The sequence below is a fragment of the Candidatus Phycosocius spiralis genome, from assembly GCF_030158815.1.
Classification (GTDB): domain Bacteria; phylum Pseudomonadota; class Alphaproteobacteria; order Caulobacterales; family Aquidulcibacteraceae; genus Aquidulcibacter; species Aquidulcibacter spiralis.
The window spans coordinates 244,613-267,874 of record NZ_BPFZ01000001.1 but is presented as its reverse complement, the minus strand read 5'-3'; the positions used below and the strand labels follow the sequence as shown (position 1 = coordinate 267,874).

The window sequence follows — 23,262 nt, the reverse complement described above, 5'->3', positions numbered from 1 at the left end:
AGAATTTGGACCAATTGTGCAATTGCGAGATGGGCCTGTCGCTGTCTCGTAAATGCCTGATGGCGTTTCCTCCCAGAACCTTTGTGCCGCGCTAGACAAGTCTTGCGCGGCCTTTTTTTAGGTATATTTCAGACTACATGATGGGTAAGTAATGCACACGAGAGTCACAATTTTTGGCTAACAGTGATTGCGACTTTGCAGCCTAGCTTGATCAATGTTTCTAAGATAGGGTGGGCAAATGCATCCTTAGCCCCTTCAGCAATGGCTTGATCTTTGTGCGCAATCTCTTCGTTACGAAATTGGGTGATCATGGCTTTAAGCTCAGGTTCTCGGTCACCTAATTCTTCTATCTGATCGCGATAATGGGTTTCAATCACCTCTTCAACCGCCGCTGTGCAGGCATGGGCAGCTTTTTCGCCCATCAAAGCTGTGAATATCCCAAGGCTATATCCCGCCATGCCCCACAGCGGTCCCAGAAGCGTAGGGCGAACACACCTTTCAACCAAAAGCTGATCAAAAGCAATTTTATGGACCTTTTCATCGGCTTCTTGCTCCGCCAATTGAGCGGTTATCCTGCGCGCACCAGGCAAACGCGAGAACACTGCGCGCTGGCCAGCATAAATGCGGGTTGCGCCATATTCACCAGCATGATCGACGCGCAGCATCTCTTTAAGCCGATCACGACTAAAACCAGTGCCGGGTAGGGGGGGGCGTTTGGCGCGCCCTGTCTTAACTTCTGACATGAGCCAATTCCATGAAGCCATAGGGTCGCCACGTGGCTATCCCCGAATAAATACATAGTTTAAGCGAGGTCACCATATTCCATCCAGCCATGGATAGACCCAAAAATGACCACGCGATGTGGCTACATCCTTGGGCTTGCATTGGCTTACCTAAGGCCGCCAAAAGATCAGTAGAGATCGTTTGCGTTGGACCAGCCGCGCACGAGGCAAGCCCTGGCCACCATGTGTATTCAACGCCCATATGGAAGCCTGCCACCAGAGCGCCTGTACCAAATGTGATGGCCAATAAAAAGTTTAAGGCCTGTACACTCATACGATCGGAAGCCATTTTTCGTGTTACCAGTGAGATGATCGCTATTGTAATTGCGATCCAATAGACTTCTCTCTGGCGCAAACAAAGGGCGCAAGGTGGCAAATGGCCAAAACGCTCAAACCCATGGGCGATGGCCAGCATCAAAAAACTGCTTCCAATCGCCGTCATAGGCCAGTGCTTAATCAATGGGTGGATTAATGATTTTAGGCTCATCTAAGCATAAGCATTCTATCTTGATCTCGCTTGGATGGCGAGGGGTTATAGGTCGTAGCCATAACAAACAAAGGTGCTTGATCTAAGCAAATTGCGCCGCTAGCACAAAACCACCAATAAGGACCACCGCGACAGCCCCTGTAACCCAATAAAGCTGTTTTTCGATGAAGGGCTCAATGCTGGGACCAAATTGTGCGGCCAACCAAGACACGAGAAAAAAACGGACACCCCGGGTCAGGAGGCTTGCCAATATGAAGGTCAATAGATCAAATTTTGCTAGACCAGAGGCTATTGTTACCAGCTTAAAGGGTATCGGTGTTAAGCCTTTGATGAGAATGATCAACAAGCCCCATTTGGCGTAGGCTTCGTTGAATAGATGTAATTTTTCCCCATAACCATATAAATCCAACAATGGCTTTCCTATCGAGTCCATAAAGAACGCACCGATACAATAGCCCATTAACCCACCCAATACCGAGAAAAACGTAGCTATCGCGGCTGACCGCCAAACACGCTCTGGTCGTGTAGCTGACATAGGGATCAACATTATATCTGGAGGTATTGGAAAAAATGATGCTTCAGCAAACGCCACACCAGCCAAAGCCCGGTCGGCACGGTCAGATGCGGCCAAGGCGCGTAATTTGTGATAGAGATTTCGCAACATTGCAAAGCTTTAACATAAAAAATTCAACTCTGTCTGTTTTGAGCACATCTAGTTGCAGAAGAAGTGATTGCAACATGGTCGCGTCCCGTCTAGGACACCGCCCTCGCACCCCATGCTGAAAGGCTTGCCCCGGTGGTGGAATTGGTAGACGCGCTGGACTCAAAATCCAGTTCCGAGAGGAGTGTCGGTTCGAGTCCGACCCGGGGCACCATTGGCTTTTTAAGTATCTGAAAACAAACAATAAAAACTAAGGTGCGGTACACTTTGTGAAAAGGTGCGGGGCAGTTGTTCATGTTTGTTCTCTCTGATTACGTTGCCTTAAACAGAAAAAAGTCAAGTTAGTTGCCCCTTTACAGCTTAAATAATCCAGCCAAGCTTTACGCTACCCCTGATTTTAGAGCCCTAGATATGGGACCCAAGATTTTCTTGTTAGCAAACATTTTATGCAAGTGAGAATAATACAAGAATTATGACCCATGGTGAGCTTGGGCGTTGATTGGGTCCTAGCATGATCAAACAAGACCCAGAACCCGCTTTAAGATTGCAGGATTGAGCGCGATACCGAGCCCAACTATCATCGATTGATAATGGGTACATAATCGCGTTGTATGGCACCCGTATACAGTTGGCGGGGGCGGCCAATCTTTTGGGCGGGGTCGTCGTTCATTTCGTCCCATTGGGCGATCCAGCCGGTGGTGCGGGCCAAAGCGAACAAGACTGTGAACATTTCAACGGGAAAACCCATCGCTTTTAAGGTAATGCCTGAATAAAAATCAATATTGGGATAAAGCTTGCGGCTAACGAAATAGTCATCGTTTAACGCAATTTTTTCCAATTCCATCGCCACTTTCAACAAGGGATCATCCTTCACACCAACTTCGGCGAGGACTTCATGGCAGGCCTGCTGCATTACCTTGGCGCGTGGGTCATAGTTTTTATACACACGGTGACCAAAGCCCATCAAACGTACGCTGGAATTCTTGTCTTTGACTTGCGCCACAAACGCTGGAATATTGTCAACATGGCCAATCTCGGTCAACATGTTGAGGGCCGCTTCATTGGCCCCACCATGTGCTGGGCCCCACAAGCAGGCAATACCCGCTGCAATACAAGCAAACGGGTTGGCACCAGATGAGCCTGCTAGACGTACCGTTGAAGTTGAAGCATTTTGTTCGTGATCGGCATGGAGTATGAAAATTTTCTCCATCGCTTTGGCCATGACAGGATTGACGACATAGTCTTCTGCTGGCACGGCAAAGCACATGCGCAAGAAATTGGCGGCATAGCTCAATTCGTTACGTGGGGTCACAAAGGGTTGGCCCAACCAATATTTATAGGCGCGCGCAGCAATCGTTGGGATTTTAGCGATCAGACGATGTTGAGTGATTTTGCGCTGGATGGGATCATCAATATTCAAGCTATCGTGGTAAAATGCTGATAAAGCTCCCACTGTACCAACCATAACCGCCATAGGGTGTGCATCGCGGCGAAACCCTTCAAAAAATCGATCAAACTGCGCGTGTAGCATGGTGTGATAGGTGATGTCATGGCGGAATTGCTCAAATTCCGCTTGGCTGGGTAGATGGCCTTCAAGCAATAGATAAGCGACTTCTAGGAAGTTTGACCGCTCTGCTAATTGGTCAATCGGATAGCCACGATGGAGCAAAATGCCTTCATCGCCGTCGATAAAGGTGATCTGACTCTCGCAAGAAGCAGTGGAGGTAAAGCCCGGATCATAGGTAAAGGCACCAGTCTGCGCATAAAGTTTACGTATATCGATGACATCAGGCCCAGTCGCGCCGCTGAAGATCGGCAGATCAATTGTCTTGCCTTCAAACTCCAATTTCGCGGATCCTTTTGGTATTGCATGACTTTCCATGTCTCTGCCCTCACATCATTAACTTTTACCGCCAGTTTGTACGACAGAAGTTTATATTATGTCATCAAGACGCCCTAAGGTTTCCTGTTTTCCTAGTAATTGCATCGTTACAGCCAGATCAGGTGCTGCCAAACCACCGGTCAGAGCGGCGCGTACAGCAGGTCCAATCTTGCCAATGCCGATGTTTTCCTCCCCAGCGAAACGGTCCAAACTACCTTTAATTTCGTCGTGTTGCCAGACTATTAGCAAACTTAGCTCACCGCGCAAACGCCTGATCCGCTCGATTGCTTCACTTGAAAGCGCTTTGGATGCCTTTTCATCAAGAGTAATGGGCCTTTTGGCCAGGATGAATTGGAGCTGATCTAAGAGGTCTGGCAGCGTTTGGGCGCGTGGTTTAAGATAGGGCAGGGCCGCCTTCAAAATGACATCTGGGATCGCGCTCAAATCGATCCCACTTTGGCTAGCTTGTTCCCGCAATAACTCCATCAGGCGTGTATCATCGGCCAAGCGGATGAAATGCGCGTTGACACTACCCATTTTGACAAAATCCAACCGCGCGGGGCTTCTGCCCAATCCTTCCAAGTCAAAAAGGGCGAGTGCTTCGTCGGTGCTGACAATATCAAGGTCACCCTTAGACCAACCAAGGCGCAACAAATAAGCCCGCATGGCTTCGGGCAAATAGCCCATGCGTCGATATTCATCCACACCCAAAGCGCCATGGCGCTTGGATAGTTTTTTGCCATCATCGCCGTGAATCAAAGGAATATGAGCATAGACAGGTACAGGCCAGCCAAAGGCTTTAATCAAGACAGATTGACGTGCCGCATTGGTCAAATGGTCATCACCGCGGATGATGTGCGTCACGCCCATATCATGATCATCGACTACGACCGCCAGCATATAGGTGGGCGTGTGGTCAGAGCGAAGCAAGATGAAATCGTCGATCTCGCGACCCGCAGTCACGACCCTGCCTTGAACCTTATCCATGACCTCGATGATGGTGTTGTCGCTGGGTGCGCGCAGTCGCGTGACATAAGACGCCCCGGTGGGTGGCGTGCCATAATCGGGATCGCGCCAGGGGGAGCGGAAAGCCAAGCCCTTGGCCCGTGCTTCTTCTTTAAGTGCAGATTCTTCTTCTTTGCTCAGATAACAATGGTAAGCCCCACCGCTTGCAACTAGGCTTGTTGCGGCCTCTTGATGGCGGGCAGCGCGGGTAAATTGAAAGGTCGGTGGGCCATCAGCTTCCAGCCCCAACCATGCCAATCCAGCCAAAATTGCATCAACAGCAGGCTGCGTTGAGCGTTCACGATCCGTATCTTCGATCCGCAAAAGATATTTGCCACCTGCTTTTCGTGCAAAAAGCCAGTTGAATAAAGCCGTCCTTGCCCCTCCTATATGCAGGAAGCCAGTCGGTGAGGGCGCAAATCGCGTCACGATGGCGCTGCCTGTTGCTTCGTGTGTGTGGACTGTCGGGTCGGTCGGAGCATGCATGATAGACGGGGCTTCTCAACAAGAAACAAAACTGAAAGAGGCAACGCCAGTTGGGCGTTTGTTTGCCCGCCTCTTAGCACGCTCACGGGCGCGTGAAAGCCGTCTCTACATATTGTTCATGGATTGGTTGGAAGATTTAAGGGCCCAAGATAGCGATCGGCTGGTATTATGGCTGCCAGTTGCCTTTGCGTTTGGGGCAGGGCTAACCTGTTCGGTGCGTGCTGACGACCCTGCAGGACTTTGGGTTGGTTTGACCATTGGGGCCTTATCCATCTGGTTGATTGGTATCTTTTTATCCCAGCGCGCCCAAACACATGCGATCTCTTATACTTGTGGCCTGATCGCAACCCTTGCCCTCTTGTTTGCCGCCTTTTTGGGCGGAGGTGCAGCAGGCTTATTGCGCGCCATGGCGGTGGCAGCACCTGTCATTCGTGAACATAAAGTCCCGCTGACCGTATCGGGCTATGTTGTCCAAATCGATAAGACCCAAAATGGTGTATGGCGGGCGCGGATTGAAGTTGAAAGCCTAACCCCAGCCGCAAGCCGAGAAAACCCCAGCTACGTGCGACTGGCTTTGACCCAGGACGAGCCGCCAAGGCCAGGCGAGAAAATTCTGTGTCAGGCTATTTTACGTCCACCACCGGGGCCTGTAGTGCCCACGGCCTATGATCATGCACGCCGGGCTTGGTTCATGAAGCTTGGGGGCGTCGGTTACGCAATTGCGCCATGTAAGCTGATTACGGGGCAATTGCCGCCAGATAAGGCTATGGTTTTGATATTGAGTATTTGGCGCGCACAAGCCGCACGGTATTTGGTCGAGACCACGCCAAGCCCTGGGGCAGGATTTTTGGCAGCAATCACTACGGGTGACCGCGCTTGGTTGAGCGAAGACGATGTTGAAGCCCTGCAAGTCTCCGGCCTTTCCCATATCATTTCGGTTTCTGGCCTCCATGTCGGGGTACTTGGTACCTTAATTTTTTTGGTTATCGCCAAGACTATTGCCCTTATTCCAAGTGTTGCGCTTCGATTTGATGCACGAAAAGTCGGTGCCAGCGCTGCACTCCTTGGCACTGGAGCTTATTGCATTTTTTCGGGTGCAGAAGCCCCAGCCGTGCGAGCATTTATAATGTCCGCCATTGCTTTTGGTGCGATCCTATTGGACCGAAAAGCCATATCGATGCGTGGCTTAGCGATTGCTGCCATCTGTGTGCTGGTGGGTGTACCCGAAAGTGCGATTGATCCGGGTTTTCAGATGAGTTTTTTGGCTACAGCCGGATTGGTGGCGATGTGGGAAGTATGGGAAGCTCATCATGCCCGCGATCAAGGCAAACCAACGCCCGGCCCTGTCCATACCGTGATTTTTTGGCTTGGGGCCGCTGCCGCGACCAGTTTTGTGGCTGGGCTTGCCACGGCACCTGTGGCAGCGGCAACTTTTGGCCGTATTTCGCCATGGTCCTTGCCTGCCAATCTTTTGGCAGCCCCGATCAATGATTTTTTGGTCGCCCCGGCAGCGGTTTTAGGGGCGCTCTTAGCCCCGATTGGACTGGATGGTTGGGCATGGGCACTGGCCTCTTGGGGGCTCAGCCGCACCCTCGACATCGCTCATTTCATGGCAGAATTGCCGGGAGCGCGTGCGCGCGTTGCGTGGACCGACGCCACCGCGCCAGTGGTATTGATCCTCTCTATCCTATGGCTCACCTTATGGCGGTCACGCCTGCGCTATATGGCTTTGTTGGGTTTTGTTCTGGGTTTGGCGATCTGGATCGCTGCACCTAAACCCGTTGGCTGGATTAGCCCAGAAGGGCGGGCCATACTAGCCACACCGGCGGGTGAGTACCCCCAATTATGCCGCACAACGGGCGGCCGCTTTGATGCAAGCCGCCTCATAGACCGCGCAGGGCTGAGCCCAACACAGGTTCAAGACCTGTTACCAGAGGGCGAGCATGTCATCCGCCGCACCTGTTTTGTCGGTCAAGGGGATTGGGAAGGGCGTTATGTTTATGCAGGTCGAGGGCGGGGCACCTTGGCCTTGTCCTTCGATGGCCAAAGTCATGCCTTTGGTCGTGGCGATCTCCCAGATGGTGCATTATTGATGCGCAATGGCTGGCAGCTCTATTTCTATCCTGCCTCACCACGTAAGGGGCCATGGGCGAAGTTGCCAGCCGATGCCGGCGAGGACATCGTGTTGCACGATAAAGAACAATAAGTTGCTTTACTTATCTGCGCGGCGGTGGCGAGGATTTCTTAGGCTCAGCCAGCCTACGGTCGAGATAGACGGCCGCCCGCGTGCGCAGCACATCTAGCTCATTGCGGAAGAAATGATCCGCGCCTTCAATCTGTTCCCATTCAACCAATTCACCCTTTTGCGTACGAATTTTGGAAGCTGAACGTTCCAAATCGGCTGGCGGGGACACTTGGTCATTGGAACCATAAAACATCATGCCTGAAGAGGGGCATGGTGCCAAAAACGACAGATCATAATGATTGGCAGGGGTGGCTACGGTAATGAAGCCGTCAATTTCTGGCCGCCGCATCAAAAGCTGCAAAGCAATATAAGAGCCAAATGAATAGCCGGCGACCCAGGTAATCGGGGCAACTGGGTTTTGTGCTTGCAGCCAATCGAGCGCACTTGCAGCGTCTGACAACTCGCCTTGACCATTGTCAAAATTGCCCTGGCTGCGCCCGACACCACGAAAATTAAATCGCAATGTTGAAAAACCCCGCTCCACAAATAATTTATGCAGCATGACAGTGACCCGGTCTTGCATCGACCCACCAGCTTTGGGGTGATTGTGCAGGATTAAAGCGATCGGCGCATTTTCCGATTCTGCTTGATTATAGCGGGCTTCTAGGCGCCCCGCAGCGCCAGTTAGGATTAGTTCGGCCATATTGCTCAGTTTAATTCTTGACCATAGAGGTCGGGAATACTAGGTCTATAACAGACAGAAACGGCTCCTATCATAGCCGGGCAGCACATTGCCAAGTTTTTCCGCAATGAAACTGTAACCTGTAGCAGGTAATGAGGTAAGGAGCGAGGATCATGGAGCTAACAACCAAGGGGCGCTATGCCGTAATGGCTATGGTGGATTTAGCCACCAACAGTGCGTCGGCTTGTCAAGCGGTCAAATCCATCACCTTGGCCGATATCGCCCGGCGTCAGGAAATCAGCCAATCCTATCTTGAGCAATTATTCGCTCGCCTGCGACGCCATGGCTTAGTGGACAGCACGCGTGGCCCCGGCGGTGGTTATCGATTGGCAATGCCTGCCGAAGCAATCGCCATAGCTACCATTATGGCAGCTGTTGAAGAGCCTTTAGAGATCACACGTTGCGAGGCCCATAATCGGATTGGTTGCCTCAGCGGTGGACGCCGTTGCCTAACCCATGATTTATGGGATGAATTATCGCGTCATATTCGCGCTTTTTTAGGCGCATTGACTTTGGCCGATGTTGTGTCGCGCCAAGTATCCAAAAACCAACTATCCAAAAACTACGATTCTATAGGCCCTTTAAGCTTGGTAGCGGCTCCGCCATGAACCGTCTTTATGCCGATCACAATGCCACCTCGCCGCTGCGGGCTGAAGCGCGCGAAGCCATGGTGCGGGCGTTGGATCTGATTGGAAACCCCTCTTCAGTGCATGGTGAAGGCCGCGCCGCCAAGCGGGCGTTGGAAGATGCCCGCGAAAACTTGGCCGCCACATTACAGTGTCATGGTGAGGCGATTTATTTTACCAGTGGCGCGACCGAGGCATTGCATATCGCACTCGAAAGCGCCCATGCGATGGACTTTAAGCGGGTATTTATTTCCCCCGTCGAACATGATGCAGTTTGGGCCTATGCTCAAAAACTTTGGCCAGACGCGCACTTAATCGCGGTGAACCAAGATGGGCTGCTTGATATGGATTGGCTGTCTGCCCGCCTTGGGTCCGATGCCAGCCCTGCTTTGGTGATCGCACAAGGGGCCAATCATGAAATTGGTACGCTCCAAAACCTTAACACATTGAGTAGCTGTGTGCGCGCTTCCGGTGGTGCTTTGATGTGTGACGGCGTGCAGATGGCAGGCAAGACCAGTGTCTCGCAGTTTGCGGGGTTCGCCGATTGGCTCATCATCTCGTCCCATAAGTTGGGTGGTCCAGCTGGCGTTGGCGCTTTGATTGTCGCTCCCGGTATCAATGCTCAACCGATACGCAGCGGCGGTGGGCAAGAGAGGGGTGCGCGAAGTGGAACCGAAAATCTGGCGGCCATCATTGGATTTGCCGCTGCGGCCCGCGCCGCTTGTGACGATGAAGCGATAAGAGCATTTTCGCGCCTTACTGGCCGTGAGCGCGATAGCTTTGAGCGCATCGTGACCGGGGGTGGAATTGGGGCCAAAGTGATCGGCACCGGTGTTGCTCGCCTCACTAATACTTCATGTCTTATGGTCGACGGTTGGGAAGGGTCCAGTCAGGTTATGGCATTGGATTTAGCGGGTGCTGCCGTTTCAGCGGGCTCGGCATGTACTTCGGGTAAAGTCAAGGCGTCGCGCATTTTGCAGGCTTGTGGATATGGACCAGCCGCCTCGGCATGTGCCATCCGCGTCAGTTTTGGCTGGTCGAGCGAAGTTGGCGACGGGGTCAAATTAGCAAACCTTTATCTTGAAGCGAGCGCACGGCTGGGTCGCACGCGATCAGCCCACGCCGCCTGAAAGGTACAAAGTTTATGCCTGCAATTAAAGAAACCATTGATACAGTTGAAAGCATTGCTGAATATGAGCATGGCTTTGTCACGGATATAGAGATGGAACTGGCCCCTAAGGGTCTCAATACAGACATTATTCGTTTTATTTCCGCCAAAAAAGGGGAACCGCAATGGATGCTCGATTGGCGCTTAGCGGCCTATGAGCGCTGGTTGACCATGCAAGAGCCGACTTGGGCGATGGTGCGGTACCCTAAGATCGACTTCCAAGATTGCTATTATTATGCCGCCCCTAAGGCCAAGATCGAGCTGGATAGCTTGGACGATCTTGACCCAGAAATCCTCGCCACCTATCAAAAACTTGGGATACCCCTGCGCGAACAAGAGGTTCTGGCAGGCGTGAAGGGCGCACCACGTATTGCCGTCGATGCCGTGTTTGATAGCGTCTCAGTTGCGACCACCTTTCGGGCGGAACTGGCCAAATCGGGCGTGATTTTTTGTTCGATGTCAGAAGCGATCAAGGACTATCCCGATTTAGTGCGCCAATATCTGGGATCGGTCGTGCCAGTCACCGATAATTTTTACGCGACGCTGAACAGTGCCGTGTTCTCTGATGGGACGTTTGTGTACATCCCGCCTGGCGTACGCTGCCCAATGGAGCTTTCGACCTATTTTCGCATCAATGCTGCCGATACAGGTCAGTTTGAGCGCACATTGATCATTGCCGATAAAGGGTCTTATGTCTCCTATCTCGAAGGCTGTACTGCGCCGAAGCGCGACGAAAATCAGCTCCACGCGGCCGTTGTTGAATTGGTGGCTTTAGAAGATGCTGAGATCAAATATTCCACCGTGCAAAACTGGTACCCCGGCGATAAAAACGGCGTGGGTGGCATTTATAATTTCGTGACCAAGCGCGCCGATTGCCGTGGTGCGCGCTCTAAAGTGTCTTGGACACAAGTTGAAACCGGGTCAGCAGTGACGTGGAAATATCCTTCCTGCATTTTGCGTGGTGATCAAAGCCAAGGCGCGTTTTACTCTATCGCCATCACCAATGGGCATCAACAAGCCGATACTGGCACCAAAATGATCCATTTGGGCAATCATACCCGTTCGCGCATCGTCTCGAAGGGCATTTCGGCTGGTCAAAGCAATAATACTTATCGCGGTCTAGTTAGTGCTCATGCGAAAGCAACTGGCACGCGCAATTTCACCCAATGCGATAGCTTGTTGATCGGCGATCAATGTGGTGCCCATACCGTGCCCTATATAGAAGCCAAAACGCCTCACGCCACCTTTGAGCACGAGGCCACCACAACGCGCTTGAGCGAGGATCAGCTGTTTTATTGCCGCCAACGCGGCTTACCGCCCGAAGATGCGGTAGCCCTTTTGGTCAATGGCTTTGTCCGCGAGGTCTTACAAGAATTGCCGATGGAGTTTGCGGTGGAGGCCCAAAAGCTGGTGGCCATCAGCCTTGAGGGGAGCGTGGGATGATGAGAGTATTTCTGGAAGAGGTGAGGTCATGACCGAAATCACAATCAACTTGCCTGATGCGCTCACAAGCGATCTGCAAGCCAAAGCAGATGCGTGGAAAATGAGCTTGGAGGAAGTCCTCCAAGAGGCCGCAGCCCAACTCATGCTTCAAGAGGATTTGGCTTTGGAGGCACTGGATTTGACCCCTGAAGAAACCGAAGCCTTAGAATTGGCTAATCGGGACTTGGCACAGGGCCTTACCATCAGTCATGAGCAGGCAATGACCCAGTTTCGTGATGTTTTGTCTCAATGATGGAGGTAAGATGGTCGCAGCAAGCGCTATCGGATCTCGTTGAAATTGGTCGCTGGCTCAATGAACGAAATCCCAAGGCTGCAAAGCGTGCTGAGCAGGAAATCGGCGTCGCCATAAGTTCGATTGCCAAAAGACCGTTAGCTTGGCCCAAAGCGCGAGGGCATGATGCCCATGTTCGAAGCCTTCCAAAGTGGACGCGAAGGATCGTTTATCGGGTTGGCCCAGATTTTATTTTGATCATCTCGATGAAACACACCCGTCAAGAAAGCAATATATGACCACCATCACCGCCATTGACCATGTGCAAATCGCTATCCCAGAAGGTGGCGAGGCCTCAGCGCGTCGGTTTTATGAAGACCTTTTGGGCCTCGACCCCGTACAAAAGCCAGCCAGTATGGCCGTGCGCGGTGGTGCTTGGTACCAAGCGGGCGCGGTTAAGGTGCATTTGGGAGTGGAGCAGAATTTTCGCGCTAATGACAAAGCTCATGTCGCCTTTGTCGTGAAGGATGTTGCAGCCCTTGCTGCCCAAGCCCAAGAGCATGGCTTTAAAGTTAAGCAGGATGATGAGTTGCCCGGTTATGTGCGCGCATTTCTCTATGACCCGTTTGGCAATCGGATCGAGGTTTTAAAGCCCCTTGGGGAGCCCGCACTATGACCCATAGGTTTGTTTCAAGCCCCATTCCCTATTCCTTCGGAAAGAAAATCCCATGCTAAACATTGATAATCTGCACGTGGAAATTGGCGGTAAGGCCATTATCAATGGCCTAACGCTAGAAGTGCCTGCAGGGCAAGTGCATGCGATCATGGGCCCAAATGGGGCAGGCAAATCCACTTTGTCTTATGCGCTAACCGGGCGTGAAGGCTATGAGGTGACGCGCGGCACTGCGACCCTAAATGGCGTCGATCTGCTGAGCCTGCCGCCAGAAGCCCGCGCCGCCAAGGGCCTGTTCTTGTCATTCCAATACCCGTTAGAGATCCCAGGCGTGCCAACCTTGACCTTTTTGCGCACCGCTTTGAATGCTCAGCGCAAAGCCCGTGGTGAGGACGAAATCAGCGTTCCAGACTTCATGAAGCTATCACGCGAAGTCGCAAAAAAGCTGGGTGTCACCCAGGACATGATGAAGCGGCCCTTGAATGTTGGTTTTTCGGGTGGCGAGAAGAAGCGCATGGAAATCTATGCGATGGCGCTGTTGGATCCCCGCTTCATGATCCTAGACGAGACAGATTCTGGCTTGGATATCGACGCTTTGCGCGTCGTGTCTGAAGGGGTCAATGCGCTACGCGGACCCAAAAAGGCCATGTTGGTGATCACCCATTACCAACGTCTGTTGGATTATATTAAGCCCGACCGCGTGCATGTTCTCGCAGGTGGGCGCATCGTCGATAGTGGCGGCCCTGATTTAGCTTTGACCTTGGAAGCGAGCGGCTATGACCGCTATAAGGATGCCGCTTGATGGTTCTTGTTGCACCAAGCTTAGCCGACGGCGAATTAGCTGTACTAGAGGCTTTGGCACCCACCCAAGCCGGGGAAGCGGCGCGCGCGTCCATCCTCGCTCAAGGCTTACCAACCAAGCGGAATGAAGCGTTTAAATGGTCTGACCTACGTGCGGCCCTTCAAGACGGCGTGCCGAAGCCCAGCGGATCGGCAGGCATGGTCCCGGCCTGTTGGCAAGATGCTTTGGTGATCGATTTTACCCCCGAAGGCTTTGGCCTAGAGGGCGATAAAGATGCGGGCCTTGTTATTGAAAGTGAAGAAAGCTTACCGCTTGAAGATGTAGTGGGGGTAGAGAGCCTTGCCGCCGGGTTTGCCCCGCGCGCTTTGGTGTTGCGCATAACCAGCCAGCAATCGAGGCCAATCTTCCTGCGCCGTCATCCCGGGGCGCCGATGCGGGTGCGCGTGGAGCTGAAAGCCGAGACAAATCTCACCTTGGTGGATACCAGTCTGGGCGAAGCAGGCCTAGCGAGCGCCTTGATCGAGGCTGAGCTTGCTACCGGGGCGACCTTGACGCGCTACAGTCTCCAGCAGGGCGGAAATAAAGCGATCGACCTTTCCCATTGCCGGGTCACGATTGGGGCAGGGGCCACTTATGAGGCGACATCCTTGATGTTTGGTGCCCATTTTGCCCGCGCAGAGACATTGGCGCGTCTCATCGGGGCAGGTGGCTATTGCCGTATTCGAGGCGCTTATCTTTTGGCTGGATCCTCTCATGCTGATATGACATCTAAGATAATCCATCTGAGCCCAGATACGTTCACAGAAGAATTGTTCAAAGGTGCCGTTCAAGATCGCGCGCGTGGTGTCTTTCAAGGAAAAATTCTGGTTGAACGGGGCGCACAACAAACCGATGCCCGCCAAAATCACCATGCCTTAATGCTCACCGAGGGCGCTCAAATTGATGCCAAGCCTGAGCTCGAGATTTATGCCGATGATGTGCAATGCGCCCATGGCAACACGATCGGCGCATTGGATGAAGAAGCACTGTTTTACTTGCGCCAACGCGGCATTCCCGAAAACCAAGCCAAGGCGCTTTTGATCGAGGCTTTTGTCACCGAAGTATTTGATACCCTATCAGAACAAGACGTGCGCGACTGGTTCAACGACCAAGCGCGAACATGGTTGAAGTCCAGAGTCGGTTGAGCGCCATGGCACCACCCGTAACGCCCTTTAACAGCCAAGTCATCCGTGACGCGTTTCCTATTTTGGGCCGGCGCGTGCATGGCAAGCCCTTGGTCTATCTTGATAATGCAGCTAGCGCTCAAAAACCTGAAGCTGTGATATCGGCGATGGCACAGTTTCAGCGCACCTCCTACGCCAATGTGCATCGTGGATTGCATACTTTGGCCAATGAAGCGACCCAGGCCTTTGAGGATGCGCGCACCAAAGTCGCCCATTTTATTGGAGCAGGGAGCGCGGAGGAGATTGTTCTCACCAAAGGCGCGACCGAGGCAATCAATCTGGTTGCTGCAGGGATCAGCCAGAGATTAGAGCCAGGTGATGAGATTTTGATTTCAGAGCTAGAACATCATGCCAATATTGTGCCGTGGCATATGGCGGCACAACGCACAGGCGCAATCCTTAAATGGGCTCCGATTACCCCAGATGGGGCGCTCGATATGGATAAGCTTTCGGCCTTGATAACACCGCGCACCAAAATGGTGGCGATCAGCCATATGTCCAATGTCTTGGGAAGTGTGCAGGATGTAACTGCTATCGTCGCTATGGCACACGCTCAGGGCGCACTGGTGCTGCTCGATGGCTGCCAAGGGGTGGTCCATCAAAGCATCGACGTTCATGCAATTGGTGCTGATTTTTATGTGTTTTCTGGTCATAAGATGTATGGCCCAACCGGGATTGGCGTTCTACATGGGACTCCAGCAGCCTTGGATGCTTTGCCACCGTGGCAGGGTGGGGGCGAGATGATTGAGATCGTCTCGAAAGAACGCATAACCTATAATGTACCCCCGTTTCGTTTTGAGGCTGGTACCCCTGCGATTACAGAAGCTGTCGGGCTTGGGGCGGCAATTGATTGGATCCAAAGTCAGGATCAAGCGGGTTTGCATGCCCATGAACAAGCACTTTTAAACTATACAATGGAAGCACTTCATGGCGTCAATGGTGTCCGTCTTTATGGCACGGCACCGGGAAAAGGCGCGATTGTGGCTTTCAATGTCGATGGGGCACACCCACATGATGTTGCCCAACTTCTTGATCGCTCCGGCGTAGCGGTGCGGGCGGGGCACCACTGCGCCCAGCCTTTGATGACAGCCCTTGGCGTGACCGCAACCGCGCGGGCAAGCTTTGCGGCTTATACGACCTTTGAAGAGGTCGATCTCTTTTTGGCAGCGCTGGCTAAAGCGCGCAATTTTTTGCTTTGAGGCAGGCTTATGACCGATGAAACCACTGTAACGCGAGACTTACTTGATCTGGCTACCCCCCCGATCGTGACACCAGACCGCGAGCCTTCCGATTTGCCGCCTGAAGAAATCGCACGCCTGACCGATGATCTGATCGAGGCGTTTAAAACCGTCTATGACCCAGAAATTCCAGTTGATGTCTATGAATTGGGCTTGATCTATAAGGTTGACCTCAAGGCTGGGGGCCATGTGGATATTGATATGACTTTGACTGCGCCCGCTTGTCCAGTTGCTGGGGAATTACCGATTATGGTGGAAGATGCGGCCAAAACGGTTAAAGGGATTAATTCGGCCAAGGCGATTGTCACGTTTGAACCGCCTTGGACCCAAGCCCGGATGAGCGATGAAGCCCGTTTGGCTTTAAATATGTTATAGGTGCGCCATGATTACATCCGACACCCTTGCCCCACGCACCCGCCGTCCACGCCCACAAGTGGTGACCCTTACCGCCGCCGCCGCTCAGCGCGTGCGTGACATCATGGCAAAGACAGATAAACCATATCTTCGGGTCGGAGTAAAAAATGGTGGCTGTGCGGGCATGGAATATGTGATGGCCTATGCAGACCAGCCCGATCCCCACGACGAAATTGTCGAAGACAAGGGCGTCAAGATCCTTGTTGCTTCCAATGCAATCTTATTTTTGATCGGATCAGTGGTCGACGTAGAGACCACCCGATTGCATTCCAAATTCGTCTTTACAAACCCCAATGAAACCGATGCTTGCGGGTGCGGCGAGAGCGTGACCATCGTGCCTGCCAATTTTGAGGCTTGAGAATTATTGTTGTCCAGCCTGACATGAACCACTTGCGTAAAGGCATGCTCTTACCAACATAAAGCACTATCTTGCCTCATAGAATGGGGCTTAACTTTTTGGGGAACTGGCATGGCTTTCAATACACGTCTGGCTGGCTTAGCTTTGGTGGGCATGGGTGTCGCTTCGGTGGCAGGGTGTGGCTATAACACCATTCCTACGCAAGAAGAGGCGGCGAAAGCCGCTTGGGCTGAAGTGCAAACCCAATATCAACGCCGCGCTGATTTAGTTCCTAATTTGGTATCCACGGTTAAGGGGGCTGCTTCCCAAGAAAAAGAGGTTTTAACAGCCGTGACCGAAGCCCGTGCTTCGGCCACCCGCCCCAGTTTTGATAGCTCGACCATTACTGACCCCGCCAAGTTCGCTGAGTTTCAGGCCGCCCAAGGCCAACTTTCTGCAGCTTTAGGCCGCTTGATGAGCATCCAAGAAAACTATCCAGAGCTACGCTCGCTCGAAGGCTTCACAGCCCTGCAAGGTCAGCTTGAAGGCACCGAAAACCGCATCGCGATTGCACGACGTGACTATAATGCAGCTGTGCAGACCTATAATACAACATTGCGTACTTTTCCCTCAGTAATCTGGGCCCAGACAGTCTTTGCTTCTTCCAAGCCGATGCAATTGTTCCAAGCCGCAAGCGGGGCTGAACAACCGCCAGAAGTCAAGTTTTAAGCCTTGCCTCCATGTTGCCTCACCTTGCGACTAATCCCTAGAAAGGGGGCGATATGCTGAAGATTTGGCAACACCGCGTCCGTCAGTTTACCCTTATTGGGTGTTTCGCGGTCGCCGTCCTAGCGGCGATTGTGTCCAGCACACAGACATGGGCTGCGGGGCCAACTTTTCCGGCCTTGACTGGGCGGGTTGTAGACGCCGCTAACATTATACCTGACGACACCGAGGCCCAACTGACGGCTCAATTAGCGGCTTTGGAAGCCAAATCCTCTGATCAGCTGGTGGTGGCGACCGTGCCTAGCCTTCAAGGCTTTGAGATTGAAGAATACGGTTATCAATTAGGCCGAACATGGCAGATTGGCCAAGGTGAGGGTCTAAGCAATGGCATAATTTTGCTAGTAGCGCCGAATGAACGCAAGGTGCGTATTGAAGTTGGATATGGCCTTGAAGGGGTGATGACCGATTTTTTTGCGGGGCAAATCATCCGCGATACGATTGTGCCAGCCTTTAAGGCAGGCGATATGCCTTTGGGGATTACAAAGGGCGTTACCGCAATTGAAGGGGTCCTGACAGCCGATCCAGCCGAGCTACAGGCGCGCGCCGTGCGTGGGCTTAAAGAACAGGCAAGCGGGATGCAGTATAGCCCAGCCCAAGCCATCATCATGGTGCTGGTATTGCTGTTATGGGTTTGGATTTCTGTTCATAGTTCCCGGCATGGTCGTTTCCGTCGCCGTTCGGCTTGGGGGATGACACCTTTTGTCCTGTACGACTGGGATCAACGGCGCAGAGGCGGGGGTGGCTTTGGTGGTTTTGGTGGCGGGGGGGGCTTTTCTGGCGGCGGCGGTAGCTTTGGTGGAGGAGGCTCGTCAGGATCATGGTAACACTAGCGCCTCAAGGCCTAAATGCCGATCAAAAAAAGTCGATCGTAGATGCCATTGTAGCAGCCGAACTCAAAACGGCGGGTGAGATTGTTGTGGTAGTGGCGCGCAAATCGTCTGACTATAATCTTGTGCCTTGGGTGTATGGCATCGCCATTGCATGTTGTTTTCCATTACTGCTTCTCGCGTTTGGTTTCGATCCAATCACTTTGGCCGAATGGGTCCATGCTTCACAGTCTGGTGGATGGCGTTTGGGTGTAGATTATAGTGCCTATAATGAAGCCCAGATTGGCATGGTTCTGATTGTGATCGCTCAAGTTTTGATCGTGATGTTAGCACAAACTTTGGGTCGCTTTTCATGGGTTCGAGATTTGTTGACCCCAATCTGGATTAAACGACAGCAGGTCCATCAAGCTGCGCTGGACCAATTTGTCACCCAGGCCATGCAGGAAACCCAAGCGCGAACCGGTGTGCTGATCTATGTGAGCTTAAAGGAAAAACAGGCCGAAATCGTTGCAGATACTGGTATTTATACTAAGGTTGATCAAGGGGTCTGGCGTGATGTGATCCAAGATTTGGTAAGCGCAGCATGCGCTGGCGATTTAGCGCAAGGCCTGGTTGGGGCCGTTGCAGCCAGTGCAACGATCTTGGCACCGCATTTCCCCCCTATTGCGGGCGATGCCAATGAATTGTCCAACAAGGTGATCCTGATTTAGACCCTTATCCCGCCCGTTTGGCCATCCAAATTCCAACCAGCACCAAAGCCCCGCCAGCCACTTGAATTGGGGTTAAGCTTTCGTGCAGCCACAGCCAGCCCAATAAGCCTACCAAAACAGGTTGAAGTAAGATAAGGACGGAAGCGATGTGGGTGGGCACCATGCCAAAACCAACAGCCAATAATCCTTGCCCACCGACCTGCGCCAAAAGCCCAAGTACCAAGATGGGCCACCATTGGCTGATCCAAGACTGACCCGTGTCCGGTGGCAGGATCGGCTCGCCTGCAATCAAGGTAACCGCCAAGCATATAACCATGGCGACACAAGATGAGAAGAACATAATGGTCCCAGCACCCCAATCGGCGCGCATTCTCGCCATTGCCAAGAGATAAAGGCCGTACCAAATTGAAGTGAGGGCCGCTAAGCCATCACCTACTAAGCGATCTGGATTGGTTGCCGGGGCACCACCCGATAAAGCTAGGGAACCCAATAGTGCAAGCCCAACCCCGGCCCAATAGGCTTTTGTAGGTAGCATTCTGGTGGTCAGCCACGTAAAGGCAACAACCACGATTGGGGTTAGATTCGATAAAAACGTGGCGTTAGCCGCACTGGTGCGCACAATGCTGGCGTGCCAAGTGGCTAAATCACCGGCAAACAATGCACCCGCAAGGATCAGGAGACCCCAAGGCATCGTGGGTTGAACATCGTTACCCTTTGCCTTCTTCGCTTCAATTAAGCTCCAAATACTCAATAATGGCAAGGCAAAGGACAAGCGCCAAAATGCGCTAGCTTGGGGCCCTAATGGTGATAATTTCACCATGATTGGCGCAAGTGCAATGCATGAGGCCCCAGCCGCCAACACAAATGTTCCGATGAAAATTGAACGCGGGTTATCGTGCACTAAATCAATAATCCTATAGGCCCACAAGAGCACGAATCTGGTTGGGACTTGTGCCGTTTTCACGCATACTTCGCAATGTGACCGCCTGATTTCTTTTGGCATATCTTTTGCCATCGGCATCCAGGATCAAGCGGTGGTGATGATATTCAGGCGTTGGTAAGTCAAATAGAACCTGTAACAGCACATGCAAATGGGGTACATCTGCTAAGTCCTCGCCACGAATAACATGGGTTATGCCCTGGGCCGCATCGTCTAAGACACTTGCCAAATGATAGCTAGATGGAAATTCTTTGCGCCCCAGTACCACATCGCCCAGACGTTCCAGATCCGCCTTGACCCAGTTCCCATTTGCCAAAAAGCCTAAATCTTCCCATCTAGCCCCCAAATACTGGCGGCAGCGTGAAAGGGACAGACGCCACGCAAATGGGCGGTTTTCAGCCAGAAGACGGGCTTCTTGTGCTACCGTCAAAGCGTGGTCAACAGACGCCGACACTGGGCCATGGGGTGCAGCTGCTATGTCTGCCATTAGGGATTTGCGGGTTTTGAAGCAGCGATAGATCAAACCAAGGCTTTCGAGCTGAGAGAGCGCGGCCTGATACTCATCCATATGCTCGCTTTGGCGGCGCACGGGTTGTTCCCAACTGAGGCCTAACCAGGCCAAGTCCTCATAAATCGCCGCCTCAAATTCAGGCCGACAACGGGTTTGATCACTATCTTCAATGCGCAGAATAAATCGGCCTTTGGCTTGTTGTGCCGCTTCAAAAGCCGTCCATGCCGAAAACGCATGTCCTAAGTGCAAATAGCCGGTGGGGGAAGGGGCAAACCGTGTGGTAAACATGGCTGCTCTATGCCGTAGCGGCGCTGTCTTTGGCAACGCTGTTTTGCTATGAAGGCGGATGACTTTGATTTCCTTGACCGGCCCCAGCCGCCCGCCACGATCGGGCCAACCCGCCAAAAGCCTAGTGATTACCTTGCATGGCTATGGCTCTAATGGTGACGATTTGCTCTCTTTGGCACACTATTGGGACAAGTTACTCCCCGACACGCACTTTTCCTCGCCGAATGCACCCCAATCCGTTCCAGGATTTGATATGATGTATCAATGGTTTAGCATTGAAACCATGGACCCTTTTAAACTCGCTCAAGGCGCGCATGCCGCTGCCCCGATACTTGATGCCTTTATTGATTCTGAGATCACACGTCTTGGCATAACCAAGGCACAAACTGCTTTGGTTGGGTTTAGTCAAGGCACGATGATGGCACTACAAATTGGTCTAACCTCAAAACAACCTTACGGCGGTATAGTTGGTTATTCGGGTGCCTTGGTCGGCAATCCCTTGATCGCCTCTAAACCCCCGGTCTTGCTTGTCCATGGCGATCAGGATGAAAGAGTGCCACTTGGAGCCAGTCAATTGGCGCTACAAAGGATGGTGGCCGCTGGTATAGATGTGCAGCTGCATATCTCGCCTACAACTGGTCATACGATTGCTATGGACGGGCTACAGCTGGGGGGCGCATTTCTCGCGCGCGTGCTCAATAGTTAAATCCCCGATTGGCCGCTTACTCACTGCAACGACATAAACCTTTTGCGTATCTGTCATGTTTTCTTGTTTGTGAATCGGTTAGTGCTAAATCGTTGTGCAGGAGGATAAGGTTTTCAGTACGCTAAGCCAAGCAGGTCTCGCTTATGGGTTAAGCACTCCGCGTTGCGCTTTTTGCCTAGGCGTTGGAGGATCATTTGGACATTGATCACCATTTATGTGGGTTACAGACCAATCATGCCAAACCCTATAGGCAGTTTAATGGTTTTCCTGCCTTAGTTCTCAATGCCGATTATCGGCCATTATGCTATTATCCCTTATCAACCTGGTCCTGGCAGGATGCTGTCAAAGCTGTATATATGGAGCGGGTTGAGGTGGTTGCCGAATATGAGCAGGCCGTCCATAGCCCAAGTTTTGAAATGCGCTTGCCTAGCGTGATTTCTCTCAAAGAATATGTGCAGCAAGACCGCACCCCAGCCTTCACCCGGTTTAATCTTTTTTTGCGAGATGGTTTTAAATGTGCTTATTGTCATGCCACTGATGAATTGACCTTTGACCATGTGATTCCTCGCTCTAAAGGCGGCAAAACAACGTGGGAGAACATCGTGACGGCGTGCTCGCCTTGTAACCTTAAGAAGGGCGGAAGAAACCTTCGCGATGCGGGTATGAATCCGCGCCGGGCACCTAAACGTCCCACCATGCATGAGCTTCAAGCCATGGGCCGAAAGTTCCCACCCCACCATTTGCACGAAAGCTGGGTGGACTGGCTCTATTGGGATGTTGAGCTAGAAGCTTGAGGTAAAACTCTTTGTTGGACGGAGCCCACAAGGTCTAGAAGGTCTAGACGCGCTTTGGTGCCCCTTCTGGTCAAAACCGTCCCAGACACTTGATATCAAGTTAATCCGTGCGATCGCGGTCCCAATCATCGGCCCTGCTAATATAGCCCTTACATCCCGCCGAAACTATGCTTATCTCCAGCAGGGTGCTGCGAAAGGTTAGCGAGATAGACAATCACGAATGAAGCAGCCAAGCAAAGTCAAGCTGTTAGGCTTTAAGCAAAATCTCTCCCATGGCTTGGACAAAGTGCGTGCCATCGGTTCTTTACTGTACAAATGCGGCCTTGCCGTGCTTGGCCTACTTGGCGTTTTGATCGGATTTATTCAAAGAATGTTTGGACTGGCGTTGCGCGAAACCTATGAAGCGCTCGATCGACGTCATGAGGAACAGATCAAACAAGGTATCGACAAGATGGGACGGCGAAGCGACTGGCGAGACACTGATGATGAAGATGATCGTAGAGCTTATAGCCGTAAAATGGAAGAAGCCCGTCGTCGTTATGAGTTGGAAATTCGCGCAGCTCGCGATGTGCAACGTCAAGAGCGCCGCGCGCAAGCTGGACTTAAGGCAGGCTGGACAGTGGCCAGTGTCGGCTCAGGTATTTTTTTGGCAGCCGTGATCGGCGACGCACTTAATCCTTTGGCAGGCATTGGCTTTGGCATCATGATCGGCGGATTTGTATCTTGGATTGGGTCCTCAATACTCAGTCGCAGTCAAAAAACGGCACGCCTTACCAATGCTATCCCTGTGCCAGCGCGCCCTGAAATCAAAGCGCCGACTGTGAGTGAGAATACAATGCCTCAAGGGCGCACTGAGTTGGTTCAACAAGTCTTGGCTGAAGCGGCGGCGGCTCTGCGCGCTTTGGATGGTACCGTGTCGCGCTTGCGACATCCTGATTCTGTGGCTTCGGTTGCCCGTATCGTGGCAGTTGGTAATCGACTGATGTTGAGTGTGGCGGCAAACCCCGAAAAACTTGGTGTTGCCCAACGTGTTTTCACCTATTATTGCCCTGAGACGGTGAAAGTGGCCGATGCCTTGGCCAAACTCGAAGCCGATACAGACCCTGATATAGAGCGGATCAGTGGTACCCAAACCGTACTCAAAAAACTTGAAGTCTTGTTTGAGCGTACTGAACTTGAGCTCAAGGCCGATGAGGGCAAGGAATTAGATATTGATCTACGCTTACTCGACCAATCGATCGAGACGGATTTGCGCTCGCGTTAATCGCCTTGTGT

The 23,262-nt window shown here is 52.3% G+C and carries 26 protein-coding genes and 1 tRNA gene; 19 read left to right on the top strand and 8 right to left on the bottom strand.

Annotation, left to right across the window (positions count from 1 at the left end):
- Positions 1–164: 164 nt before the first annotated feature.
- The 3 genes from PsB1_RS01285 to PsB1_RS01275 all read right to left on the bottom strand — a co-directional run bounded on the left by PsB1_RS01285 (position 165) and on the right by PsB1_RS01275 (position 1,933).
- Positions 165–743 carry a demethoxyubiquinone hydroxylase family protein gene (locus PsB1_RS01285; RefSeq protein ID WP_284358563.1) on the bottom strand — a complete coding sequence of 193 codons (579 nt, stop codon included), beginning with the start codon at positions 741–743 and terminating at the stop codon, positions 165–167.
- Positions 730–1,224 carry a disulfide bond formation protein B gene (locus PsB1_RS01280; protein ID WP_284358561.1) on the bottom strand — a complete coding sequence of 165 codons (495 nt, stop codon included), beginning with the start codon at positions 1,222–1,224 and terminating at the stop codon, positions 730–732. Before PsB1_RS01280 ends, PsB1_RS01285 begins: the two co-directional genes overlap by 14 nt.
- A gap of 127 nt (positions 1,225–1,351) precedes the next feature.
- Positions 1,352–1,933 carry a YqaA family protein gene (locus PsB1_RS01275; protein ID WP_284358560.1) on the bottom strand — a complete coding sequence of 194 codons (582 nt, stop codon included), beginning with the start codon at positions 1,931–1,933 and terminating at the stop codon, positions 1,352–1,354.
- A gap of 126 nt (positions 1,934–2,059) precedes the next feature.
- Here PsB1_RS01275 and PsB1_RS01270 point away from each other — a divergent pair.
- Positions 2,060–2,144, top strand: a tRNA-Leu gene (locus tag PsB1_RS01270).
- Between the two features lie 363 nt (positions 2,145–2,507).
- Here the strand turns inward: PsB1_RS01270 and gltA are convergent.
- Both gltA and gltX read right to left on the bottom strand, forming a co-directional pair.
- Entirely contained in the window at positions 2,508–3,812 is a 1,305-nt protein-coding gene (gltA, locus tag PsB1_RS01265) for a citrate synthase (RefSeq protein ID WP_284358559.1), read from the bottom strand.
- A gap of 51 nt (positions 3,813–3,863) precedes the next feature.
- Positions 3,864–5,303, bottom strand: a complete 1,440-nt coding sequence (gene gltX / locus PsB1_RS01260; RefSeq protein ID WP_284358558.1) for a glutamate--tRNA ligase — start codon at positions 5,301–5,303, stop codon at positions 3,864–3,866.
- Between gltX and PsB1_RS01255 the strand changes: the two genes are divergently transcribed.
- Positions 5,302–7,509, top strand: coding sequence for a ComEC/Rec2 family competence protein (locus PsB1_RS01255; protein WP_284358557.1), 2,208 nt, complete (start codon positions 5,302–5,304; stop codon positions 7,507–7,509). The genes gltX and PsB1_RS01255 overlap by 2 nt on opposite strands.
- A 10-nt stretch (positions 7,510–7,519) precedes the next feature.
- Here PsB1_RS01255 and PsB1_RS01250 read toward each other — a convergent pair whose 3' ends face one another.
- Positions 7,520–8,191 carry an alpha/beta hydrolase gene (locus PsB1_RS01250; protein ID WP_284358556.1) on the bottom strand — a complete coding sequence of 224 codons (672 nt, stop codon included), beginning with the start codon at positions 8,189–8,191 and terminating at the stop codon, positions 7,520–7,522.
- A gap of 152 nt (positions 8,192–8,343) precedes the next feature.
- Between PsB1_RS01250 and PsB1_RS01245 the strand changes: the two genes are divergently transcribed.
- The 14 genes from PsB1_RS01245 (at position 8,344) to PsB1_RS01185 (ending at position 18,748) form a co-directional block, all read left to right on the top strand.
- Positions 8,344–8,838 (top strand): Rrf2 family transcriptional regulator, encoded by a 495-nt coding sequence (locus PsB1_RS01245; protein WP_284358555.1) that lies wholly within the window; start codon positions 8,344–8,346, stop codon positions 8,836–8,838.
- On the top strand, positions 8,835–9,986 hold the full coding sequence (locus PsB1_RS01240) for a cysteine desulfurase family protein (protein ID WP_284358554.1): 1,152 nt from the start codon (positions 8,835–8,837) through the stop codon (positions 9,984–9,986). The genes PsB1_RS01245 and PsB1_RS01240 overlap by 4 nt, the downstream gene beginning before the upstream one ends.
- A 14-nt stretch (positions 9,987–10,000) precedes the next feature.
- The gene (gene sufB, locus PsB1_RS01235) at positions 10,001–11,467 is read left to right on the top strand and encodes a Fe-S cluster assembly protein SufB (protein ID WP_284358553.1); all 1,467 of its coding nucleotides are present in this window, start codon (positions 10,001–10,003) and stop codon (positions 11,465–11,467) included.
- Positions 11,468–11,495: 28 nt separating this feature from the next.
- Positions 11,496–11,759, top strand: a complete 264-nt coding sequence (locus PsB1_RS01230; RefSeq protein WP_284358552.1) for a hypothetical protein — start codon at positions 11,496–11,498, stop codon at positions 11,757–11,759.
- Positions 11,756–12,037, top strand: coding sequence for a type II toxin-antitoxin system RelE/ParE family toxin (locus PsB1_RS11880; protein ID WP_420887847.1), 282 nt, complete (start codon positions 11,756–11,758; stop codon positions 12,035–12,037). Before PsB1_RS01230 ends, PsB1_RS11880 begins: the two co-directional genes overlap by 4 nt.
- Positions 12,034–12,414 carry a VOC family protein gene (locus PsB1_RS01225; RefSeq protein ID WP_284358551.1) on the top strand — a complete coding sequence of 127 codons (381 nt, stop codon included), beginning with the start codon at positions 12,034–12,036 and terminating at the stop codon, positions 12,412–12,414. Before PsB1_RS11880 ends, PsB1_RS01225 begins: the two co-directional genes overlap by 4 nt.
- A 52-nt stretch (positions 12,415–12,466) precedes the next feature.
- Complete coding sequence (sufC, locus tag PsB1_RS01220) at positions 12,467–13,213, top strand: Fe-S cluster assembly ATPase SufC (RefSeq protein ID WP_284358550.1); 747 nt, start codon at positions 12,467–12,469, stop codon at positions 13,211–13,213.
- Positions 13,213–14,397: a Fe-S cluster assembly protein SufD gene (gene sufD / locus PsB1_RS01215; RefSeq protein ID WP_284358549.1), complete on the top strand. Its 1,185-nt coding sequence runs from the start codon at positions 13,213–13,215 to the stop codon at positions 14,395–14,397. The genes sufC and sufD overlap by 1 nt, the downstream gene beginning before the upstream one ends.
- Entirely contained in the window at positions 14,373–15,635 is a 1,263-nt protein-coding gene (locus PsB1_RS01210) for an aminotransferase class V-fold PLP-dependent enzyme (RefSeq protein ID WP_284358547.1), read from the top strand. The genes sufD and PsB1_RS01210 overlap by 25 nt, the downstream gene beginning before the upstream one ends.
- A gap of 9 nt (positions 15,636–15,644) precedes the next feature.
- Positions 15,645–16,049 carry a DUF59 domain-containing protein gene (locus PsB1_RS01205; protein WP_284358546.1) on the top strand — a complete coding sequence of 135 codons (405 nt, stop codon included), beginning with the start codon at positions 15,645–15,647 and terminating at the stop codon, positions 16,047–16,049.
- A 7-nt stretch (positions 16,050–16,056) separates the two neighbouring features.
- Complete coding sequence (locus PsB1_RS01200) at positions 16,057–16,446, top strand: HesB/IscA family protein (protein WP_284358545.1); 390 nt, start codon at positions 16,057–16,059, stop codon at positions 16,444–16,446.
- 111 nt (positions 16,447–16,557) lie between these two features.
- Complete coding sequence (locus tag PsB1_RS01195; RefSeq protein ID WP_284358544.1) at positions 16,558–17,154, top strand: LemA family protein; 597 nt, start codon at positions 16,558–16,560, stop codon at positions 17,152–17,154.
- A gap of 53 nt (positions 17,155–17,207) precedes the next feature.
- Positions 17,208–18,035, top strand: coding sequence for a TPM domain-containing protein (locus tag PsB1_RS01190; protein WP_284358543.1), 828 nt, complete (start codon positions 17,208–17,210; stop codon positions 18,033–18,035).
- On the top strand, positions 18,029–18,748 hold the full coding sequence (locus PsB1_RS01185) for a TPM domain-containing protein (protein ID WP_284358542.1): 720 nt from the start codon (positions 18,029–18,031) through the stop codon (positions 18,746–18,748). The genes PsB1_RS01190 and PsB1_RS01185 overlap by 7 nt, the downstream gene beginning before the upstream one ends.
- A gap of 4 nt (positions 18,749–18,752) precedes the next feature.
- On the opposite strand, the gene PsB1_RS01180 is transcribed toward PsB1_RS01185, so the two are convergent.
- Both PsB1_RS01180 and gluQRS read right to left on the bottom strand, forming a co-directional pair.
- Complete coding sequence (locus PsB1_RS01180) at positions 18,753–19,751, bottom strand: DMT family transporter (protein WP_284358541.1); 999 nt, start codon at positions 19,749–19,751, stop codon at positions 18,753–18,755.
- Positions 19,663–20,487 carry a tRNA glutamyl-Q(34) synthetase GluQRS gene (gene gluQRS, locus PsB1_RS01175; protein ID WP_284358540.1) on the bottom strand — a complete coding sequence of 275 codons (825 nt, stop codon included), beginning with the start codon at positions 20,485–20,487 and terminating at the stop codon, positions 19,663–19,665. The genes PsB1_RS01180 and gluQRS overlap by 89 nt, the downstream gene beginning before the upstream one ends.
- A 58-nt stretch (positions 20,488–20,545) precedes the next feature.
- Here gluQRS and PsB1_RS01170 point away from each other — a divergent pair, with 58 nt between their 5' ends.
- The 3 genes from PsB1_RS01170 (at position 20,546) to PsB1_RS01160 (ending at position 23,251) form a co-directional block, all read left to right on the top strand.
- A complete protein-coding gene (locus PsB1_RS01170; protein WP_284358539.1) occupies positions 20,546–21,193 on the top strand; it encodes an alpha/beta hydrolase in 648 nt (215 codons plus the stop codon).
- A gap of 200 nt (positions 21,194–21,393) precedes the next feature.
- Positions 21,394–21,987: an HNH endonuclease gene (locus PsB1_RS01165; protein WP_284358651.1), complete on the top strand. Its 594-nt coding sequence runs from the start codon at positions 21,394–21,396 to the stop codon at positions 21,985–21,987.
- A gap of 220 nt (positions 21,988–22,207) precedes the next feature.
- Positions 22,208–23,251, top strand: coding sequence for a 5-bromo-4-chloroindolyl phosphate hydrolysis family protein (locus tag PsB1_RS01160; protein WP_284358538.1), 1,044 nt, complete (start codon positions 22,208–22,210; stop codon positions 23,249–23,251).
- The last annotated feature ends 11 nt before the right edge of the window (positions 23,252–23,262 follow it).

Coding starts and splice junctions, on each gene's coding strand:
- PsB1_RS01285 (WP_284358563.1), bottom strand. CDS start 743: ATGTCAGAAGTTAAGACAGGGCGCGCCAAACGCCCCCCCCTACCCGGC.
- PsB1_RS01280 (WP_284358561.1), bottom strand. CDS start 1,224: ATGACGGCGATTGGAAGCAGTTTTTTGATGCTGGCCATCGCCCATGGG.
- PsB1_RS01275 (WP_284358560.1), bottom strand. CDS start 1,933: ATGTTGCGAAATCTCTATCACAAATTACGCGCCTTGGCCGCATCTGAC.
- gltA (WP_284358559.1), bottom strand. CDS start 3,812: ATGGAAAGTCATGCAATACCAAAAGGATCCGCGAAATTGGAGTTTGAA.
- PsB1_RS01255 (WP_284358557.1), top strand. CDS start 5,302: ATGATAGACGGGGCTTCTCAACAAGAAACAAAACTGAAAGAGGCAACG.
- gltX (WP_284358558.1), bottom strand. CDS start 5,303: ATGCATGCTCCGACCGACCCGACAGTCCACACACACGAAGCAACAGGC.
- PsB1_RS01250 (WP_284358556.1), bottom strand. CDS start 8,191: ATGGCCGAACTAATCCTAACTGGCGCTGCGGGGCGCCTAGAAGCCCGC.
- PsB1_RS01245 (WP_284358555.1), top strand. CDS start 8,344: ATGGAGCTAACAACCAAGGGGCGCTATGCCGTAATGGCTATGGTGGAT.
- PsB1_RS01240 (WP_284358554.1), top strand. CDS start 8,835: ATGAACCGTCTTTATGCCGATCACAATGCCACCTCGCCGCTGCGGGCT.
- sufB (WP_284358553.1), top strand. CDS start 10,001: ATGCCTGCAATTAAAGAAACCATTGATACAGTTGAAAGCATTGCTGAA.
- PsB1_RS01230 (WP_284358552.1), top strand. CDS start 11,496: ATGACCGAAATCACAATCAACTTGCCTGATGCGCTCACAAGCGATCTG.
- PsB1_RS11880 (WP_420887847.1), top strand. CDS start 11,756: ATGATGGAGGTAAGATGGTCGCAGCAAGCGCTATCGGATCTCGTTGAA.
- PsB1_RS01225 (WP_284358551.1), top strand. CDS start 12,034: ATGACCACCATCACCGCCATTGACCATGTGCAAATCGCTATCCCAGAA.
- sufC (WP_284358550.1), top strand. CDS start 12,467: ATGCTAAACATTGATAATCTGCACGTGGAAATTGGCGGTAAGGCCATT.
- sufD (WP_284358549.1), top strand. CDS start 13,213: ATGGTTCTTGTTGCACCAAGCTTAGCCGACGGCGAATTAGCTGTACTA.
- PsB1_RS01210 (WP_284358547.1), top strand. CDS start 14,373: ATGGTTGAAGTCCAGAGTCGGTTGAGCGCCATGGCACCACCCGTAACG.
- PsB1_RS01205 (WP_284358546.1), top strand. CDS start 15,645: ATGACCGATGAAACCACTGTAACGCGAGACTTACTTGATCTGGCTACC.
- PsB1_RS01200 (WP_284358545.1), top strand. CDS start 16,057: ATGATTACATCCGACACCCTTGCCCCACGCACCCGCCGTCCACGCCCA.
- PsB1_RS01195 (WP_284358544.1), top strand. CDS start 16,558: ATGGCTTTCAATACACGTCTGGCTGGCTTAGCTTTGGTGGGCATGGGT.
- PsB1_RS01190 (WP_284358543.1), top strand. CDS start 17,208: ATGCTGAAGATTTGGCAACACCGCGTCCGTCAGTTTACCCTTATTGGG.
- PsB1_RS01185 (WP_284358542.1), top strand. CDS start 18,029: ATGGTAACACTAGCGCCTCAAGGCCTAAATGCCGATCAAAAAAAGTCG.
- PsB1_RS01180 (WP_284358541.1), bottom strand. CDS start 19,751: ATGCCAAAAGAAATCAGGCGGTCACATTGCGAAGTATGCGTGAAAACG.
- gluQRS (WP_284358540.1), bottom strand. CDS start 20,487: ATGTTTACCACACGGTTTGCCCCTTCCCCCACCGGCTATTTGCACTTA.
- PsB1_RS01170 (WP_284358539.1), top strand. CDS start 20,546: ATGACTTTGATTTCCTTGACCGGCCCCAGCCGCCCGCCACGATCGGGC.
- PsB1_RS01160 (WP_284358538.1), top strand. CDS start 22,208: ATGAAGCAGCCAAGCAAAGTCAAGCTGTTAGGCTTTAAGCAAAATCTC.